This is a genomic window from Diaphorobacter sp. B2A2W2 (assembly GCF_056730635.1).
This window is the reverse complement of record NZ_JBWZOR010000005.1, coordinates 63702-82596: the sequence shown is the minus strand read 5'-3', so window position 1 is coordinate 82596 and position 18895 is coordinate 63702. Positions and strand designations below refer to the sequence as shown.

Here is an 18895-nt window from a genome sequence, read left to right as displayed (position 1 = left end):
GTGATTGTGGCAAATGCCGGGCGGTATGCTCGGGCCATGCTCGATATTTCCCGCATCCGCGCCATCACTCTTGACCTGGATGACACCCTATGGCCTATCTGGCCCACCATTGCGCGGGCTGAGAAGGTGCTGATCGAGTGGCTGCTCACGGTAGCGCCCGGCGCCTCGGCGCTGCTGGCGTCGCCCGATACGTCCCGCATGCTCCGTGCGCAGGTGGCGTCCGCCCATGCGCACCTATCGCACGACCTGACGGTGCTGCGCCGCGAGACCATCCGCGCAGCGCTGCGCCAGGCGGGCGAGGACGAGTCGCTCACGGACCAGGGGTTCGACGTGTTCTTCGCCGAGCGCCAGCGGGTGGAGCTGTTCGACGATGCGATAGCGGCGCTGGAATTCCTCTCGGCGCGCCACCCGGTGGTGGCGCTGTCCAATGGCAATGCGGACCTGCAGGCCATCGGCATCGGACGGTACTTTCGCGCCAGCATCAGCGCCCGCGAGTTCGGGATTGCCAAGCCCGACCCCCGCATCTTCCATGAGGCGGCGCGGGTGCTTGACCTGCCGCCGGCGGACGTGCTGCACATAGGCGACGATGCCACGCTGGATGCGCATGGCGCGCTGGGCGCCGGCATGCAGGCGGCCTGGCTCAATCGGGGCGATGCGGCGTGGCCGCACGCGGTGGCGCCTCCTGCCACCGTGCGCGACCTGTCCGCGCTGTGCCGCCTGCTGGGGTAGGCGTGGTCCGTGTCAGCGATGGGCGCGGCGTGCGCGCCAGCGCCGCAGAGCCGCCTTTTCCAGTTCGGCCAGCGTGAAGACGGCCAGCCCGGCCAGCAGGACGCGCGACCATTCCTGCACAGACAGGTCCGTGGAGCCGAACACGGCCTGCATCCAGGGCAGGTGCACGAAGCCCAGTTGCAGCAGCGCACAGAGGGCGATGGTCAGGGGCACCTTGGGATTGCCCAGCAGGCCCTCGCGCGACAGCACGCTGCGCTCGATGTGCCGGCTGTTGAGCAGGTAGAACATCTCCATCACTACCACCGCGCTGACAGCCATGGTGCGCGCGGTTTCGATCGCAGCGCCGTTGGACAGCTCCCACAGGAACAGCCCGAGCGAAGCCGCCGCCATGCAAACCGCCACCATGAGCACACGCCACGCGAACAGGCCGGACAGCAGCTTTTCCTGCGGAGGCCGGGGAGGGCGGCGCATGACGTCGTTCTCCGCAGGCTCGAATGCCAGCGCCACGCCCAGCGTGCTGGACGTGACCAGATTGATCCACAGCACCTGCGCCGCGGTGAGCGGCAGCAGCAGGCCGAATGCGATGGCGGCAAACACGATCAGCGCCTCGCCCCCGTTGGTGGGCAGCATGAACAGGATGAATTTGCGCACGTTGTCGTAGATGCCCCGGCCCTCGCGCACCGCATGACCCAGCGTGGCGAAGTTGTCGTCGGTCAGCACCATGGCGGCCGCGTCCTTGGCGGCCTCGGTACCGTTCCTGCCCATCGCGACTCCCACGTCGGCGCGCTTGAGTGCGGGCGCGTCGTTCACGCCGTCGCCCGTCATGGCCACGACTTCACCGCGGGACTGCAGGGCTTGCACCAGGCGCAGCTTGTGTTCGGGACTGGCACGGGCGAACACGTCCACGCTGGCCACCACGTCGCGCAAGGCGGCGTCGTCCAGCAGCTCGATCTCGGCGCCCGTGAGGGCGGGGCGGCCCAGGCCGATGCCCAGCTGCGCGCCAATCGCACGTGCGGTTTCGCCGTGGTCGCCGGTGATCATCTTCACGCGTACGCCCGCGGCCTGGCATTCGGCCACCGCGGCCACGGCCTCGGGGCGCGGCGGGTCCATGCTGCCCAGCAGCCCGAGCAGCGTGAAGCCGCCCTCCATGTCGGCGAACTGCAGCGCGTGCTGCTGCGCCGGCACGCGCTTGATGGCGATCGCCAGCACGCGCAGCGCCCGCGCCGCGCAGTCGTTGGCCGCGCGGCGCCAGTAGTCGTGCTGCAGCGGGGCATCGGTGGCCGCGCCATCGGCGGGCCACTGGCGCTGTGCGTTGCACATGTCCAGCACACGCTCGGGGGCTCCTTTCACCAGGATCACCGCATGCCCCGCGTGGTCGTGGTGCAACGTGGCCATGAAGCGGTGCTCGGACTCGAACGGTATGGCGTCGATGCGTGGCTGGCGGGCATGCAGCGCCGTTGCGTCCAGCCCCGCCTTGAGCGCCAGGGTGACGAGCGCGCCCTCCGTCGGGTCGCCCGTCAGGCTCCAGCCCTGGGGACCGTCGTGCAGCGCGGCGTCGTTGCACAGCAGCGCCACCAGGGCCACGGACTGCAGGGCAGGGTGTTCTTGCGCAGTGATGGGCACGCCCCCGATGAGGAAGCCCCCCTGCGGCGCATAGCCGCTGCCGGTCACCTCTATGACATGGTCGGCGGTCACCACGCGCTGCACGGTCATCTCGTTGCAAGTGAGGGTGCCGGTCTTGTCGGAGCAAATCACCGTGACGGCTCCCAGCGTTTCCACTGCCGGCAGGTGGCGGATGATGGCGTTGTGCTGCGCCATGCGCCGCACGCCCATGGCCAGGGTGATGGTCATGATGGCGGGCAGCCCCTCGGGGATGGCCGAGGCCGCCAGCGCCACGGCCATCATGAACATGTCCGCGGGTGCCTGAGCGCGCCAGAGCACCCCGATGGCGAACGTGGCGAGCACGAACAGCCCGATGGCCAGCGCCAGCCAGCGGCTGAACTGCGCGATCTGCCGCAGCAGCGGCGTGGTGCTCGCCTGCACCTGGGCCAATAGCGTGCTGATGCGCCCCAGTTCACTCTTCGTGCCCGTGGCCACCACGGTGCCCAAAGCGGTGCCCCCGGCCACCAGCGTGCCGGAGTAGAGCATGCTGCGGCGGTCGCCCAAAGCGGCGTCGGTTGCCACGGCGGCTTCGTCCTTGTCGCAGGGCACGGACTCGCCCGTCAGCACGGCCTCGTCGGCGCGCAGGCTGCGGGCCGTGAGGATGCGCAGGTCCGCAGGCACCTTGTCGCCGGACGCGAGGATGACGATGTCGCCCGGCACGAGCTGGTCGGCGGCCACCAGTTGGCGCTCCCCCCCGCGCAGCACCGTGGCCTGGTGCGAGAGCATGTGGCGTATCGCGTCCAGCGCCGACTCGGCCTTGCCCTCCTGCAAGAAACCGATGATCGCGTTGACGATCACGGCCCCCAACAGCACCCCGGTGTCGATCCAGTGCGCCAGTGCCGCGGTGACCGTCGCGGCAGCGAGCATCACGTAGATCAGCACGTTGTGGAATTGCTGCAGCAGGCGCAGCCAGGCCGGTCGGCGCGGCGGCGCGGGCAGGCGGTTGGGGCCGAAGCGTGCCAGGCGCCGCGCCACCTCGGCATGCGCCAGGCCGTGGCGGTCGTCGGTTTGCAGCCGTTGCAGCGCTTCGCCAGCGGACAGCGCATGCCACGGGGTGTCGCGGGCATCGGTGGATGGAGGCAGGTGCATGCAGGGCGGGCGCCGGGCGACGCGACTGGTCGAGTGAACCCAGTCTAGGTCCGCAGGCGCGGACCGTGCCAATGTCCCAGTGCCAGGCCGGGGAAAGTGGCCGCTATTGGCCTTCGACTGCTATCTAAAAAATAGCTGACTGCGCTTGCCGGTTGGTCGTTTGATGCTGTTTTTGATATGCATCACGCGGCCGGTAAATGGTCGCCGCAGGCAAGCAGGGGCCAGTGCTTCGCATGTGGCAGGGGAAGTCATATCCCTCTGCCGAGGCGGCGGCGCCCGTCATCCATTGGGCAGGGGAGCGCTGCAGGGGATGCCCTGCACCGCCGGCCCTGCCGTGCAACGATCTCAGGCGGAGATGCGTCTTGCCAGGAAGTCGCGGATGGCGAACAGCGTTGCGTCCGGTGCTTCGGTCATCTGGTGGTGGCCCACCGGCAGATGGACGATCTGCACGCCCTTGCCCGCGGATCGCGCGGCCTGGATCAACCCCTGCGCGGCCTTGGGCGCGGTCATCTGGTCTTGTGTGCCCAAGGCAAACAGCACGGGGCACTGCACTGCTGCGATGGCCTGTTCGCCGTGGGCGTAGCTGTCGCAGGCCACGAAGCCGCGGTGGAACACATTGACCTGCGGGTTGCTGCGCAGCACCTTGCGGCCCAGCGCCATGCCCGCGCCGTACACCCAGAAGCCCGCGCCTGAGGGGGGCGCGAGGGTGCTGCGCGAGAACACGTTGACCATGCGCAGCGCCTGCTCGGGGTCGGTCTGCGATGCCTCGATGAGCGCGGGCGACACCTTCATCGGATAGGCCGTACCCACCAGCACCAGATGGCTCATGCGCCCGCCCAGGCGTGCGGCGGCCTCCAGCGCGATCAACGAGCCCCAGCTATGGCCCACCAGCGCGGCGCGCTGGATGGACAGTGCGTCGAGCAGGGCGCCCACGAAGTCGGCCGCCTGCTCCACGCTCGCAGGGGCATCGCCCGCGCTTTTGCTGTGGCCGGGCAGGTCGACGGCCAGCACGTTCCAGCCATGGTTGGCCATGTAGCGGCTTTGCAGCGCCCAGACGCTGTGGTCGTTGAGCACGCCGTGGATGAACACCACGGTGGGCTTAGCGGCATCGAAGGGCTTGCCGCCGGTGTAGCAGTAGGTCTGTGCGCCGTTGACTTGCACGTACATCACGCACCCGCCTTTCCCGCTTGCTTCTCCGCTGCCTTGAGTGCCCGCTTGAGGTCGTCGATCAGGTCGTCGGCATCTTCCAGTCCGATCGACAGGCGGATCGTGCCCTGGCTGATGCCGCCCGCGGCGAGCGCTTCGTCGCTCATGCGGAAGTGCGTGGTGGAGGCGGGGTGGATCACCAGGCTGCGGCAGTCACCCACATTGGCCAGGTGGCTGAAGAGCTTGAGCGTCTCGATGAACGTCTTGCCCTGCTCGCGGTTGCCCTTGAGGTCGAAGCTGAACACCGAGCCCGCGCCGCGCGGCAGCAGGCGCTGCGCGAGCTGGTGGCTGGGGTGGGACTCGAGCAGCGGGTGGCCCACGCGCTCGACGAACGGGTGGCTGGCCAGGAACTGCACCACCTTCTCGGTATTGCGCATGTGGCGTTCCATGCGCAGCGGCAGGGTCTCGATGCCCTGCAGGATCAGCCAGGCGGTGTGCGGGCTCATGCAGGCGCCGAAGTCGCGCAGGCCCTCGCGGCGCGCGCGCAGCAGGAAGGCGCCCACGGTGCTCTCCTCGGTGAACACCATGTTGTGAAAGCCGTCGTAGGGCTGGGTCAACTCGGGGAAGCGGCCGGAGCCTTCCCAGTCGAAGCTACCGCCATCGACCACGATGCCGCCGATCACCGTGCCATGGCCTGAGAGGAACTTGGTGGCCGAGTGGTACACCAGGTCCGCGCCATGCTCGAAGGGCTTGATGAGCCACGGCGAGGTGAGGGTGGAGTCCACCAGCAGGGGCACGCCAGCTTCATGCGCAATGTCCGCGACCGTGGGGATGTCCAGCACCTCCAGCCCGGGGTTGCCTACGGTTTCGCCAAAGAACAGCTTGGTGTTGGGGCGGATGGCTGCGCGCCAGCCGTCGATGTCGCCGGGCTTCACGAAGGTGGTGTCAATGCCGAAGCGGCGCAGCGTGTAGTGCAGCAGGTTCTGGCTGCCGCCATACAGCGCCGTGCTGGCCACGATGTGGCTGCCTGCGCCCATCAATGTGGCAATCGCCAGGTGCAGCGCGGCCTGCCCGCTGGCCACGGCGATCGCGCCCACGCCGCCCTCCAGCGCCGCCACGCGCTGCTCCAGCACCGCGTTGGTGGGGTTGCTCAGGCGGCTGTACACATGGCCCGGGCGCTCCAGGTTGAACAGGGCCGCCGCATGGTCGCTCGACTCGAAGACGAACGAGGTGCTCAGGTGGATCGGCACGGCGCGCGCACCTGTGGCGGGGTCCGGCTGCGCGCCGGCGTGCAGGGCCAGCGTGTCGAAGCCGGGGTCGGAATATCCGGGCATTCATGTCTCCAAAGTGGTGAATTTGTGCGCCATTGTGGGCTATATTTATTCGCTATCGGGCTGCATGCAGCGCCTGCAGAACCCTTCGGAGACTCCCCATGAAAGTCAGCGACATCCTGCGCCTCAAAGGCAACACCCTCTACACCGTGCATCCCGACGAGCCGCTGGCCCGCGCCGTGGATGCCATGGCCGAGAAGGACATCGGCTCGTTGGTCGTGATGGAACATGGCGACCTGGTGGGCATGCTCACCTTCCGCGAGGTGATACAGGCGCTGACGAAAAATGGTGGCGGCGTGGGCACCATGCTGGTGCGTACCGCCATGGACGACGCGCCGCTGACCTGCACGCTGGAGACCGACATGGACGAGGTGCGCCGCATGATGCTGGGCCGCCACGCGCGCTACATGCCCGTGATGGACAAGCGCATGCTGATGGGCGTGGTCAGCTTCTACGACGTGGCCAAGGCCGTGGTGGACAGCCAGAATTTCGAGAACAAGCTGCTCAAGGCCTACATCCGCGACTGGCCGCAGGAAGAATCGCGGCCGGCCAACTGATTTGGTGATCACAATAGCTGCCAGCGCTTGTCAATCAGGCGCTGGCAGCTATTTTTTGGTAGTAACAGTGGCTCGGGGATAATCGCACTCCTATGAGCGGCAACACACTCGGTACCCTTTTTTGCGTCACCAACTTTGGTGAATCCCATGGCCCCGCCATCGGCTGCGTGATCGACGGCTGCCCGCCCGGCATGGAACTGTCCGAGGCCGACATCCAGGCCGACCTGGACCGCCGCCGCCCCGGCACCAGCCGCCATGTGACGCAGCGCAACGAGCCGGATGCGGTGGAAATCCTCTCGGGCGTGTATGAGGGCAAGACCACCGGCACGCCCATCGCGCTGCTGATCCGCAACACCGACCAGCGCAGCAAGGACTACGGCAACATCGCGCAGAGCTTCCGCCCGGGTCATGCCGACTATGCCTACTGGCACAAGTACGGCCTGCGCGACCCGCGCGGAGGCGGCCGCTCGTCTGCGCGCCTCACGGCACCCACCGTGGCTGCCGGCGCGGTGGCCAAGAAATGGCTGGCCGAGAAATACGGCACCCGCTTTCGTGCCTGCATGACCCAACTGGGCGAACTGCCCATCCCGTTCGAGAGCTGGGAGCATGTGCCGCACAACCCCTTCTTCGCACCGGTGGCCGACGTGCAGGCCTACGAGGACTACATGGACGCGCTGCGCAAGTCCGGCGACTCCTGCGGCGCGCGCATTCGTGTGCAAGCTACCGGTGTGCCCGTGGGACTGGGCGAGCCGCTGTACGACAAGCTGGACGCCGACATCGCCCATGTGATGATGGGCCTGAACGCCGTGAAGGGTGTGGAGATTGGAGCTGGCTTTGCCAGCGTGGCCCAGCGCGGCACCACGCACGGCGATTCGCTCACGCCGGAGGGCTTCGCCAGCAACAACGCGGGTGGCGTGCTGGGCGGCATCAGCACCGGGCAGGACATCGAGGTGTCGCTGGCCATCAAGCCCACCAGTTCCATCATCAGCCCACGCGAGTCCATCGACATCCACGGCCAGAGTACCGAGGTGATCACGAAGGGGCGCCACGACCCCTGCGTAGGCATCCGCGCCGCGCCGATCGCCGAGGCGTTGCTTGCATTGGTCATCATGGACCATGCGCTGCGCCACCGTGCGCAATGCGGCGACGTGGTGCAGGCCGTGGCTCCGATTCCGGCAGTCCGCCTGGGGTGATGGTCAAAAACGGCTGTAGCGCCCGCCCAGTGGGCGCTGCCAGCTATCAATAGAAGAGCAATGGGAAAGCAGCGGCTTACTTGCGGACTTCGTCCACCAGCGCACGGAACTCGTCGATGTCCTCAAAGCTGCGGTACACGCTGGCGTAGCGCACATAGGCCACCTTGTCGAGCTTCTTCAGCTCGCGCATGACCAACTCGCCGATGCGGCTGGACAGAATCTCGCGCTGCCCCAGGTTGAGCAGCTTTTCCTCGATGCGCTCGATGGCCGAGTCGATCTGCACTGTGCTCACCGGTCGCTTGCGCAGCGCCAGCTTGAACGATCCCAGCAGTTTCTCGCGGTCGTATTCGACGCGGCGGCCGTCCTTCTTGACGACCGTGGGGAAGTTGACTTCCGGTCGTTCGTAGGTCGTGAAGCGTTTGTCGCAGGCGCCGCACTGGCGCCTGCGGCGGATGAAGTCCCCGTCCTCGGAGACGCGGGTCTCGACGACCTGCGTCTCCTGATGGCTGCAAAAGGGGCACTTCATCGCAGCGGTCGATCAGCGATAGACCGGGAAGCGGCTGGTCAGCGCGTGCACCTTGGCGCGCACGGCTTCCAGGTTCGCCTCGTCATGCGGATTGTCCAGCACGTCGGCCACCAGGTTGGCCGTGAGGCGCGTTTCCTCTTCCTTGAAACCCCGTGTCGTGATGGCGGGCGTGCCCACGCGAATGCCGCTGGTGACCATCGGCTTTTCGGGATCGTTGGGGATCGCGTTCTTGTTGATCGTGATATGGGCCTTGCCCAGGGCTGCCTCGGCCTCCTTGCCGGTGATGCCCTTGGCGCGAAGGTCCACCAGCATCACGTGGCTTTCGGTGCGACCGCTCACGATGCGCAGCCCGCGCTGGATCAGCGTTTCCGCGAACACCTTGGCGTTCTTGGTCACCTGCTGCTGATACTGCTTGAACTCGGGCGACAGGGCTTCCTTGAAGGCCACGGCCTTGGCGGCGATGACGTGCTCGAGCGGGCCGCCCTGCAGGCCGGGGAAGATGGCGCTGTTGATGGCCTTCTCGTGCTCGGCCTTCATCAGAATGATGCCGCCGCGCGGGCCGCGCAGGCTCTTGTGCGTGGTGGAGGTCACCACGTCTGCAAACGGCACCGGGTTGGGGTACTCGCCCGCGACGACCAGGCCGGCATAGTGGGCAATGTCCACCCAGAAGATGGCGCCGACTTCCTTGGCGATCTTCGCGAAGCGCTCGAAGTCGATGCGCAGGGCGTAGGCGGAGGCGCCGGCGATGATCAGCTTGGGCTTGTGCTCGCGGGCCTTGGCTTCCAGCGCGTCGTAGTCGATCTCTTCCTTGTCGTTCAGTCCGTAGGAGACTACGTTGAACCATTTGCCGCTCATGTTCAGCGGCATGCCGTGCGTGAGGTGGCCGCCCTCGGCCAGGCTCATGCCCAGAATGGTGTCGCCGGGCTTCAGGAAGGCCATCAGCACAGCCTGGTTGGCCTGCGAACCCGAGTTGGGCTGCACATTGGCCGCTTCGGCGCCGAAGAGTTGCTTGATGCGGTCGATGGCCAACTGCTCGATCACGTCCACGTTCTCGCAGCCGCCGTAGTAGCGCTTGCCAGGGTAGCCTTCGGCGTACTTGTTGGTGAGCTGCGAGCCCTGAGCGGCCATCACGGCGGGCGAGGCGTAGTTCTCGCTGGCGATCAGCTCGATGTGCTCTTCCTGGCGGCGGTCTTCGGCCTGGATGGCGGCCCACACCTCGGGATCGGTTTGTTCGACAAGAATATTGCGTTGGTACATGGCAGTCCGATGAACTAAGTGTCCCTTGGCAATCAAGGGCTGCCCAGGCGAACGACGGATCGCTGCGGGGCTGGTGCCTGCCGCGCGGCACGCTCCCCAGTGGTTTGCAGAAAAACGCTGTTTCCTGCCGGTGTCCACGTCAGCGGCGGTGCCCCGGGGGACGTCCGCGCCTATCGCCAGTTGCGTGCCCTGCTAGTGTAGCTGAGCACGCCCTTCATCAATGCCAGAGTAGGCTCTTCAGAGGCCGCTCAGCAGGGCCACCTTCTCGCCAGTGGCAGGGGTTGCAGGTGCGGCTTCCGGTGTGGCAGGAGCCTTGGTGGACAGAAGAGGTGGATTCACGGGGCCGGCGGGAGAAACGCCCGTGCGACCATTGGCGACCTGGCGCAGCCGGAAATGCTCCGCCAGTACCTTGGCGGCGTAGCCCCCGTCGTCGGGCAGGTTGGCTGCGCCGACGTAATAACGCAGTCCGCCTTCCAGCGAGCCGGCGCGCGCGATGCACTCCTGCAGCACCTTCACGCCCACGCGCAGGTTGGCCACGGGATCGAATGCCGCCAGGTGCCCACCAAAGCCTTCGTACTTGTCGGTATGCACACGCGTCATCACCTGCATCAATCCTTGCGCACCTACCGGGCTTTGTGCAAACGGGTTGAAGCTCGATTCCACGGCCATGACGGCCAGGATCAAGGTGGGATCCAGCTTGGTCCGCGCGCCGATTTCATACGCCTCGGTGACCAGTGCCGCCAGCGGTTCGGGCGCCACGCGGTACTTCTTGCTGAGCCAGTAGGCCACGGCAGCCTGTTCCCGCGGCAACTCCTTGGGGTTGAGCGCTACTGCCCGCTCGCTTGCGGCAGGCTCCATAGGGAAGCCCACTACGGCTTCCTGGCGGGCCTGCAGCCAGCCCATGAGTTCTTCTTCTCCTGCCTGGCGCAGATCCGGGCGTGCCGTAAGTGTGATCACGCCAAAGACGACGCCCAGTCCGAGCAGGGCGAAGCCGCTGTGTGTCACTTCCAGAAAACCGTTGATCACATCGCCCGCAAACGTGCGGACGCCGGCAATCACATTTCCTGACGCTGTCATAGCTTTCCTTTCTAAGTCGGCTCCTGAGCGAAGAGCACTGTCGTGGTTGCTCAGGAGTCCGGTCCTGCCAGACGGTGGGGTCTGGGTGGGTATGCCGTTCAGTCCGTTTAGGCGCGTTAGGCCCAGGGGAATCTGTTGACTGTCGTAGCCGAAATCTGTAGTGGCTAGGGTTTTTACTAGGCCTTGGTTGAGGGCTGGCGGATTCTAGGAGGTCTCCAAATACAAGGTCAATACTAATATTTGAATTTTTTAGAACAAAAAGTTCTGTTCAATCTGTGGGAAAGCACAGTTTTTTCACGCATGTCCTTTTAAGAAGGGTCTGTGCGCTAGCAATTCGACTGCTTAATGAAACAGTCAATTGCATGAAATTTTTCATTGCTAAAAGCTGTTGGAAGGCGCGCTCGGATTTGCTATCTTTGAGGTGCCTGAACGACTCAGGCATCCGCCAAACGGGGCGATCAGCGCGATGAATGGCAGGCAGTGCCGCGTCACATGAGATCTCCTCCAAGGCAACCCCTGGAGGCAATCCCTTGCCTCCTGCGCTTGAGACGATCCTCTCCCAAGCGCAAAAAGATGGCGAAAGACCGTTGTGTCAGCCGTCAAGCCCGGTGTGCGAAGAAGTTCGACACCGGGCTTTCTTTTTTTGCGTTTTTTTACCTGCCTGCGTCAGCGCGGGGACGGTCCCATTGCGTTGGTAGCTCAACAGAATAGGTGCCGCGTGCTGCAAGTCATCAAGAACAACCCCTGGATTCGTCGATTTGCATGGTTGGTGCTGTGCTGGGGCGGCGCGTGGCTGCTCGGTTGGCTGGTGGTCCCTCCGCTGGCGCAGTCGCAGATTGAAAGGCATGCGAGTGAAGCGCTGGGGCGCAAGCTGACGGTCGAACGGGTGGAGTTTTTGCCCTGGACTTTGGAGGCCACTTTGCACGGCGTAGCCCTGGCGTCAAAGGATGGCAGTTCAGAGCAGGTACGGGTGGGCCGCATCTATATAGACGCTGAATTGCAATCCCTTTGGCGGGGCGCTCCAGTGATCGATGCGCTGCAGGTAGACGACCCGGTAGTTCGTGTCACGCAATTGGCCCCAGGCGTTTATGACGTGGACGACTTGCTCGCGCTCATGGCGGCGAAGCCGCAGGGCGAGAAATCAGCCACGGAGCCGGCACATTTCGCGCTCTTCAATATCGCATTGAAGGGTGGTGTCGTCGAATTCGATGACCGTACGGTGGGGGTGGTGCACACGTTGCGCCGCGTGGAACTGGACGTTCCTTTCCTGAGCAGTTTTTCTGCGGACCGCGAGGTCAAGGTGACGCCGCGCCTGGCATTTGAGCTCAACGGCAGCACCTTTGATACCTCAGCGATGGCCACTCTCTTCACGGACGCCAGGCAAGCCGAGGTTCGCCTGCATATTGAGAATTTCGACCTGGCCCCCTTCGGCCGCTACCTGCCGCCCAGCGTGCCGGTGCGGCTCAAGGCGGGGCGATTGGGCGCGGATGTTCAACTAGGGTTCGAGCAGCGGGAGACCCCTCGACTGCTGATTTCCGGGGATGTGCAACTGAGCGGGGTACATGCCACCGATGCGCAGGAGCAGCCTTTGCTGCAGTTCGAGGAAATGCGTGCCGTATTCAAGGAGGCGGAGCCCCTGCGGCGCAGGATCAACATTGATCTGCTGGAATGGCGCGGCGCGCGTGCACATGTACGCCGAAACGAGGCGGGTGAAGTAAAGCTTGCGGGACTGCCACGGGCCGACAGGGACGAGCACCCAGCGCCACAGACAAAGGAGTCTGCGGAGCCCTGGCGTGTCCATATCGCCAGGGTGGGTTTGCGGGATGGCTTCATCCAATGGACCGATGCCAGCCTGCCGCGGGGGATCGCCGCGTGGGAGGTGGAAGACCTGCAGGTAGAAGCGTCGTCCATTGCCTTGCCGCTGGAACAGCCCACGCAACTGCGTGCGAGTGCTTCCCTCAGGCAGTCTGCGGCCGCCGGCAGCAGCGAATCCGCGCGATTGGCTGTGCTGGGCCAAGTGAGCGCCTCGCAGGCGCAGGCTGCCCTTTCCATCAAGGGCCTGCCGCTGTCCATCGCTGCGCCCTATCTGGCGGGCGTGCTGCAACCCCGCGTGGAAGGTTCCGTGGATGCGGACCTCGGAATAGCACGGCATGGCGATGTCGTGCTGGCGAAGGTGGCTGCGTTGTCCGTGGATAAGTTGGCGCTGCGTTGCGCCTCCAAGGAACAATGCGTTCCACTGCAGAGCGCAGGAATCCAGGACGCGCCCGCGGATTCACTGGCCGCGTGGAGCCGGCTGGAAGCGGGCAATGCCTGGATACGCTGGCCCCAGCGCGCTGTATCGGTAGAGCGGATTTCGTTGCAGAGGCCGCGCCTGCTGCTGTCGCGCACTCGCTCGGGGGAATGGATGTTTGAACAGTGGGGTGTGTCGCACCCGGGGGTGAAGGGGCCCAACGCGGGCGCTCCAAAGGCTGCGGGTCGTCCCTGGTCCATGGGGCTGGCTTCCCTGGAGATCGATGGCGCAGCAGTGGCTTTGCGCGACGCGGCAGCGCAGAGCGCCGTAGCGCTGAATGTGTTCGACCTGCAACTGCACGCGCGGGATTTTGCTTATGCGGACGGGCGGGTCACTCCCACGTCATTGCGCCTGGAAGGCCGGGTGGGTGCAGGGAGGACCGAACCAGGCCGGTTGCGCTACGAGGGCTCGGTGGCGATGGCGCCCGTTCTGACGGCGCAGGGCAAGGTACGCGCCCAACACCTGCCGTTGCACGCGCTGGAGCCCTATGTAGGGCAGGAGCTTAATGTCGACGTCCTCCGCGCCGATGGTGGCTTCGACGGAGACGTGCGCTATGTCCAGGGGAATGCCGGCGCCACTGTTTCGGTCAAGGGGGATGTGTCGCTGGACGAGGTGCGCGTGCGCGCCAAGGCTGGCTTGGACATGCCTGAGGAGACGAAGGCCGGCGAGCGGAGCGTAGGTGCGCGGGGCGAGGATCTGCTGCGCTGGAAATCCCTGGCGTTGCGCGGGGTGGCGATGAATTTGCAGCCAGACCAGCCTGTGTCTCTGGATGTGAAGGAAACGGCGCTCAGCGATTTCTTCGCACGGATCATCGTGCAGGAAGACGGCCGCATCAATTTGCAGGATATTCGCAAGGCGTCGGCAGCGGAAGACGCGGTTGCGGCATCGAACGCTGCAGCCGCCGCTCCGGCAGCGGCCCCTTCGGGTCCGCAGATCCGCTTTGGTCCCGTGGCGCTGACCAATGGGTCGGTGCGCTTCACGGATTACTTCATCAAACCCAACTACTCTGCCGACCTGAGTGCACTCACGGGCCGGTTGAGCGCATTTTCCTCGGTGTCGCCGGAGGCGGGGGCAGCGCCGCAGATGGCCGACCTGGAATTGCGCGGTCGCGCCCAGGGGACGGCGTCACTGGAAGTCACCGGCCGCATCAACCCGCTGGTCAAGCCCCTGGCGCTGGATATTCAGGGGCGCATGCGTGACCTTGAGCTGCCCCCGTTGTCGCCTTACAGCATCAAGTACGCGGGTCATGGGATAGAGAAGGGCAAGCTCAGCATGGACGTGGCGTACAAGATCTTGCCCGATGGGCAGCTCATCGCTACCAACAAGCTGGTATTGAACCAACTGGCGTTTGGGGAGCCCGTGGAGGGCGCGTCCGCCAGTCTGCCCGTGCGGCTGGCGACGGCCCTGCTGGCGGACCGCAATGGGATCATCGACGTGGATCTGCCCATCAGCGGCTCCCTCAACGACCCCGAATTCCGTCTCGGAGCGGTCATCCTGAAGGTCATCGGCAACCTCATCATGAAAGCGATCACCGCCCCCTTTTCCCTGTTGGCTGGCGCTTTCAGCGACGCGGGCGAGCAGGGCGCGGTTCTCTTCGCGCTGGGCAGCGCAGAACTGGATGAGAAGGCCCGACAGCAACTGGACAAAATCGCCAACGAACTGAACAACCGCCCCGCGCTGAAGGTCACGGTCGTGGGTTGGGCGCAGCCCGACGCCGAGCAGCTGGCATGGAAACGCCAGCGCTTGCGAGACATGGCCGAGGCGCAAAAGCGCAGGGCAGCCATCCGTGCGGGTGAACCTGCGGACAGCATCGCACCGCTCACTGAGGAGGAATACCCTGCGCTGCTGAAGGAGTTGTATCGCCGGTCCGACATCCGCAAACCGCGCAACTTCGTCGGTCTGGCGAAGGACGTACCCGTTGCAGAGATGGAGGCCCTGCTGATGCACAACCTGACAGTTCCGGACAACGCCATGGCGGATCTGGCCTTGGCGCGAGGGGTGGCCGTGCGGGACTATCTGGCGCAACAGCAAGTCCCGCTTGAACGTTTGTTCGTAGGCGCAAGCAAGCTGCAGCCGGAGGAGGAGGGCGATGCGCCATGGCGGCCGAAGGCAGAGCTTTCTTTGAATGCCCAGTGAGGGGTGCGCGGGATTTTGTAACCTCACAGGGTGCGGCTACCGGTACAGTACCGTTCCAATGCGAGCGCGGTTCCCGCGCCATCCCGTCTATCCCTCAGATTCCTGATCTGGCGCAGCGGGAAGGCGGTGTAAAACCGGGCGAAAATAGCCGCTTGTCCGTGAGCGATGCCCACCTACTGCTTGCGCTGTTGGCGCAAGGTGGCTCGCTTGCACCTTGATGAATCCATGTTCCCTTTTTCTTCACGTAGCAAAATGTCCGACGCATCTGACGCGACCCCGGTCCCTGCCAAAACCAGCGAGCCGCATCCCCTTGATGCGTTGACGGGCGGCGCTTTCTCTGCGGCCACGTCGGGTGAACGCTCGGCACGCATCCGTGAATGGTTGTCCACCCAGCCTGGCGTGGAAAAGCTCCAGGAAGTATTCAAGGAATTGAGTGCGCGGGACAAAGGCGCCGCGCGCGCAGTGCGTGAGCGACTGGACGAGATTCGGCGCGCGGAGGGCCAGGAGGCGATCGCCGCCGAATGGGCAGCCAAGGCCGAAGCGCTGCTCGCAGCCGCCAAGCTCAACATTGCCGACGCGCTCGCCTGGCAGCGCGATGCGGCCAAGGCCGGCGCGCCGCTGTCCCGCGAACCTCTGTCGGTGCTCAAACAGCGTCTGAACGAGCGCGTGAAAACCATCGAAGACCTGCAGCATCGTGTTCAGGTGCAGCGCGAAGCCGCCGTTCTGCTCGCGCAGCGCATCGAAGTGCTCTCCACCAAACCGTGGAAGGATGCGCAGTCTGCGCTGGAACTGCTGAACGCCGATGTCGGCCGCTGGCAGGAGCAGGCCCAGGCACTTGCCGACGACAGTGCCTGGCCCAGCGTAGAAGCGCGTTTTCCCGCGTTGCTCGATGCTTCGCGCACCCAGCTGCTGGTGGTGTGGGAGGCGTTTCAGTCGGCATTGACGCAGGCTGTGCTTGCGGCAGAAGACCCCTCGGCTCCCCTGCCGCCCGTGCCCGTGTGGTCCGACGAACTGCGCCAGGCGCGCGGGCTACCCTCAGAAGCGGGAGCCGCCGCCAAGACGCCTGCCCCCCGCCCATCCAAGCCGCAGGCGACTCCTGAAATGCGCGAGAAGGCCTTGCAGGCCGTTCAGGAGGCCCTCGCCAAGCTGGAGCAGGAAACCGCACAGGGCCATGGCAAGGCCAGCGCTGGCGCAGCGACTGCGCTGCGCGCCGTGCTTAAGGTGCACGGCAAGTTGATCAATGCCGAACTGGAGCAGAAAGTGCACGCCGCCCTTGTGGCCGCGGGCGAGTTGGAGGGCTGGCAGCGCTGGAGCGCCGACCAGGTGCGCGAGGATCTCGTGGCCCGGGCCGAGGCACTGCTGCGCAGGCCGGAAGGACAGTCCCTCGGCGGGCGCAAGATGCAGGAAACGCTGCGCCAGCTGCGCGAGCAGTGGAAGCAGGCCGACCAGGGGGCGCCGGCCAACCACGCCCTGTGGAAGAAATTCGACGATGCGTGCAATGCCGCGCACAAGGTGGTCGAGGGCTGGCTGGAGAAGGTGCGTGCCGAAGGTGCCGAACACCGTGCGCAGCGGTTGGCGCTGATCGAAGAGGTGAATGCCTGGGCCCAATCGCAGGCCGCTGCCGCTGCGCAGGACTGGAAGTCCTTCAGTCGTGCATTGCACCAGTTTGCCGAGCGTTGGCGCACCGGTGGCCATGTGAGCGAAAAGATGTTCGCTGAACTGCAGCCACTGTGGAAGCAGGCACTGGCGGCTGCCAGCGCTCCGCTGGAGGCTGCGCAGAAGGCCAGCCTGGAGCGCCGCCACGCCATGATCGAGGAGGCAGGCGCCCTGGGTGCGGCCCCAGGTCTGCGCATCGATGCCATCAAGGCCTTGCAGCAGCGTTGGCAGGCCGAGGCGCAGGCGGTGCCGCTGGATCGCAAGCATGAGCAGAAGCTCTGGGACGCGTTCCGCAAGCCCATCGACGAGGCGTTCAACCGCAAGTCGGCCGAACGTGAGCGCAGTGCCTCCGAGTTGAGCGCGCGCGACCGGGCCGTGCTGGAGGCATCCAAGGCGCTGGAGGCCGCCAATGCGTCGGGCGATGCGCAGAAGATCCGCGGTGCCATGGCCGCGCTGGAGCGCGCGCTGAAGGAGCCTGCCGGCGGATCGGGGGATTCCGAGAATTTGGATAAAAAAGCCGATCAAACCATTGATGGTCAAGCGCAAGCAGCTACTGATTCGGTAGCAGATCAAAACGATGCGCCGACTTCCAAACCCGTGCCTGCGGCGCGCCCGGTGGTGGCCGTGCGTGGCGATGACCGGCCGGGGGCGCGCAAGGCGGTGCCCGCGCAGCCCACGGTCGCCGGCCGCGGTGGCGACCGGCGTGACGGCCGCGGCCCACGGGACAGCGGTATGCAGGGGCGGGGGCGGGAGCGCGATGGTGCTGCTGCTGCGCGAGGTCCGCGTCTGGGTGATGCGGCTTTCCGCGCGCAACGCGACGCCATGGAGCATGCGCAGGGCGCGCTGCGCAAGCTGGCGGCACAGGCCCATGGCGAAGCGCTCACGCAACTGTTGTCGGCCTGGAAGAGCCGTGACGCTGCGCAATTGCCCAGCGTCCAGGAACTGGGCGGCAAGGTGCCCCCCACGGCGCGCACCGCCTGGTCACAGGCGATTGCGGCACCTGCGGCCGGGGGTGCCCCGGAAGCATTGCTGCGGCTGGAGATCGCAGCGGAGGTCCCGACGCCCGCAGACCAACTGGCCGCACGGCGTGCTCTGCAGCTGCAGTTGCTCACGCGTCGCAACGATCCGTCGCCGGCGCAAACCTGGACGCAGGATGTGGCGCGCGTGCTGGAAGGCGCCAGCGACGAGGCAGGCGCGCGCCGCCTGCAGAGCGCATTGAAGGTCCTGCTCGGCAAATAGTCGGCGGTGTCGTCGCCCAGGGCGGGCATCCGTGTCGTTCCGGAGAAGGACGCTACGGATGCCAGCGCATCAACTCGTCCGGGTGCGCGGAACGGCAAGCCCCAAGGCAAATACGGAGTTCGGCACATCCCCTGACGGTAGCTGGGTTTTCGCTGCCCGTCGGCCTGTGGTGCTGGCGGGCGGGGCCACTACCACGGCTGCAGAATGGTCGGCATGGCAGGCGCTGGCTTCCCGTTGGGTCAGTAGGTCCGCCACCGTAATGGACTGCAGGTATTCCATGACACGCGAGTGAAAGCTGGCCCACAGCTCGGCCGTCATCTCGCCTGGTGCCGATGCGATGCCGGTGTCCGTGCCCTTGTCATCGGCGCCGCCCATGTATTTTTCGGAGGCGATGACGATATCGGCCACGGAGAGTTCCTGTGGCGGCCGTGTCAGTGTGTACCCCCCGCCGGGCCCGCGAATGCTGTGGACCAGGCCGGCGCGGCGCAGTGCGCTGAAGATGTCTTCGAGATACGAAAGGGAGATGCCTTGGCGGGCGCTGATGGAGGGAAGCGCGATGGGCCGGCCGTGGGAGCGCAAGGCCAGATCGGTGACCGCAGTGACGGCGAGTTTGCCTCGGGTGGTCAAACGCATGGTGCTGTTCCTGAGGGTAGGAAAAGGGCCTGAAGCCATCGGTCCGATGGTCAGGAAGGAAAAGAGGAAGGGGGTTGCACGCCGGAGTTGCGCGGCGCACCTGTCTCTCGCGTTCGCAGAACGCGTCCAGGCGGGCGCAACCTTTTAGGCGCGCGTAGTCAGGGACCTGGGAGGTTTAGGCTGCTTTTTCAGCACAGGGGAGAGTGCGGCTCTCTCCCATTGCGCGGGGCAACTGAACAAGCCATGGAGGGGCTTGCCGCGAAAGGCGCGTATGTTCTGATCGTCCGGGAGATCCTGCTGCGCGTCCATCAGGCCATGCTCGCCTTCGGATGACGCGTCGTTTGCCACGGAAGGGTCAGCGGCTGTTGCCATCG

12 protein-coding genes are annotated in these 18895 nt (G+C 65.7%); 5 read left to right on the top strand and 7 right to left on the bottom strand.

The window, feature by feature from the left end; all coding sequences use genetic code 11:
- The first annotated feature begins 36 nt into the window (after positions 1–36).
- Positions 37–729, top strand: coding sequence for an HAD family hydrolase (locus AC1PPL_RS10750; RefSeq protein WP_479973258.1), 693 nt, complete (start codon positions 37–39; stop codon positions 727–729).
- Positions 730–741: 12 nt separating this feature from the next.
- Here the strand turns inward: AC1PPL_RS10750 and AC1PPL_RS10745 are convergent, their stop codons facing one another.
- The 3 genes from AC1PPL_RS10745 to AC1PPL_RS10735 form a co-directional block, all read right to left on the bottom strand.
- The gene (locus AC1PPL_RS10745; protein WP_479973257.1) at positions 742–3480 is read right to left on the bottom strand and encodes a cation-transporting P-type ATPase; all 2739 of its coding nucleotides are present in this window, start codon (positions 3478–3480) and stop codon (positions 742–744) included.
- A gap of 345 nt (positions 3481–3825) precedes the next feature.
- Positions 3826–4647, bottom strand: coding sequence for an alpha/beta fold hydrolase (locus AC1PPL_RS10740; protein ID WP_479973256.1), 822 nt, complete (start codon positions 4645–4647; stop codon positions 3826–3828).
- Positions 4647–5960 carry an O-acetylhomoserine aminocarboxypropyltransferase gene (locus AC1PPL_RS10735; protein ID WP_103737968.1) on the bottom strand — a complete coding sequence of 438 codons (1314 nt, stop codon included), beginning with the start codon at positions 5958–5960 and terminating at the stop codon, positions 4647–4649. Before AC1PPL_RS10735 ends, AC1PPL_RS10740 begins: the two co-directional genes overlap by 1 nt.
- 98 nt (positions 5961–6058) lie before the next feature.
- Between AC1PPL_RS10735 and AC1PPL_RS10730 the strand changes: the two genes are divergently transcribed.
- Positions 6059–6514 (top strand): CBS domain-containing protein, encoded by a 456-nt coding sequence (locus AC1PPL_RS10730; RefSeq protein ID WP_047351400.1) that lies wholly within the window; start codon positions 6059–6061, stop codon positions 6512–6514.
- A gap of 92 nt (positions 6515–6606) precedes the next feature.
- A complete protein-coding gene (gene aroC, locus AC1PPL_RS10725) occupies positions 6607–7707 on the top strand; it encodes a chorismate synthase (RefSeq protein ID WP_479973255.1) in 1101 nt (366 codons plus the stop codon).
- 76 nt (positions 7708–7783) lie between these two features.
- Here the strand turns inward: aroC and nrdR are convergent, their stop codons facing one another.
- The 3 genes from nrdR to AC1PPL_RS10710 all read right to left on the bottom strand — a co-directional run bounded on the left by nrdR (position 7784) and on the right by AC1PPL_RS10710 (position 10567).
- Positions 7784–8233: a transcriptional regulator NrdR gene (gene nrdR / locus AC1PPL_RS10720; protein ID WP_011804930.1), complete on the bottom strand. Its 450-nt coding sequence runs from the start codon at positions 8231–8233 to the stop codon at positions 7784–7786.
- Positions 8234–8245: 12 nt separating this feature from the next.
- The gene (glyA, locus tag AC1PPL_RS10715) at positions 8246–9490 is read right to left on the bottom strand and encodes a serine hydroxymethyltransferase (protein ID WP_011804931.1); all 1245 of its coding nucleotides are present in this window, start codon (positions 9488–9490) and stop codon (positions 8246–8248) included.
- A 237-nt stretch (positions 9491–9727) separates the two neighbouring features.
- The gene (locus AC1PPL_RS10710; protein ID WP_011804932.1) at positions 9728–10567 is read right to left on the bottom strand and encodes a lytic transglycosylase domain-containing protein; all 840 of its coding nucleotides are present in this window, start codon (positions 10565–10567) and stop codon (positions 9728–9730) included.
- Between the two features lie 718 nt (positions 10568–11285).
- Here AC1PPL_RS10710 and AC1PPL_RS10705 point away from each other — a divergent pair.
- Both AC1PPL_RS10705 and AC1PPL_RS10700 read left to right on the top strand, forming a co-directional pair.
- Positions 11286–14993: a DUF748 domain-containing protein gene (locus AC1PPL_RS10705; protein ID WP_479973254.1), complete on the top strand. Its 3708-nt coding sequence runs from the start codon at positions 11286–11288 to the stop codon at positions 14991–14993.
- 252 nt (positions 14994–15245) lie between these two features.
- Entirely contained in the window at positions 15246–17888 is a 2643-nt protein-coding gene (locus AC1PPL_RS10700) for a DUF349 domain-containing protein (RefSeq protein WP_479973253.1), read from the top strand.
- 69 nt (positions 17889–17957) lie between these two features.
- Here the strand turns inward: AC1PPL_RS10700 and AC1PPL_RS10695 are convergent, their stop codons facing one another.
- Positions 17958–18521 (bottom strand): Rrf2 family transcriptional regulator, encoded by a 564-nt coding sequence (locus tag AC1PPL_RS10695; protein WP_479973252.1) that lies wholly within the window; start codon positions 18519–18521, stop codon positions 17958–17960.
- Positions 18522–18895: the final 374 nt, after the last annotated feature.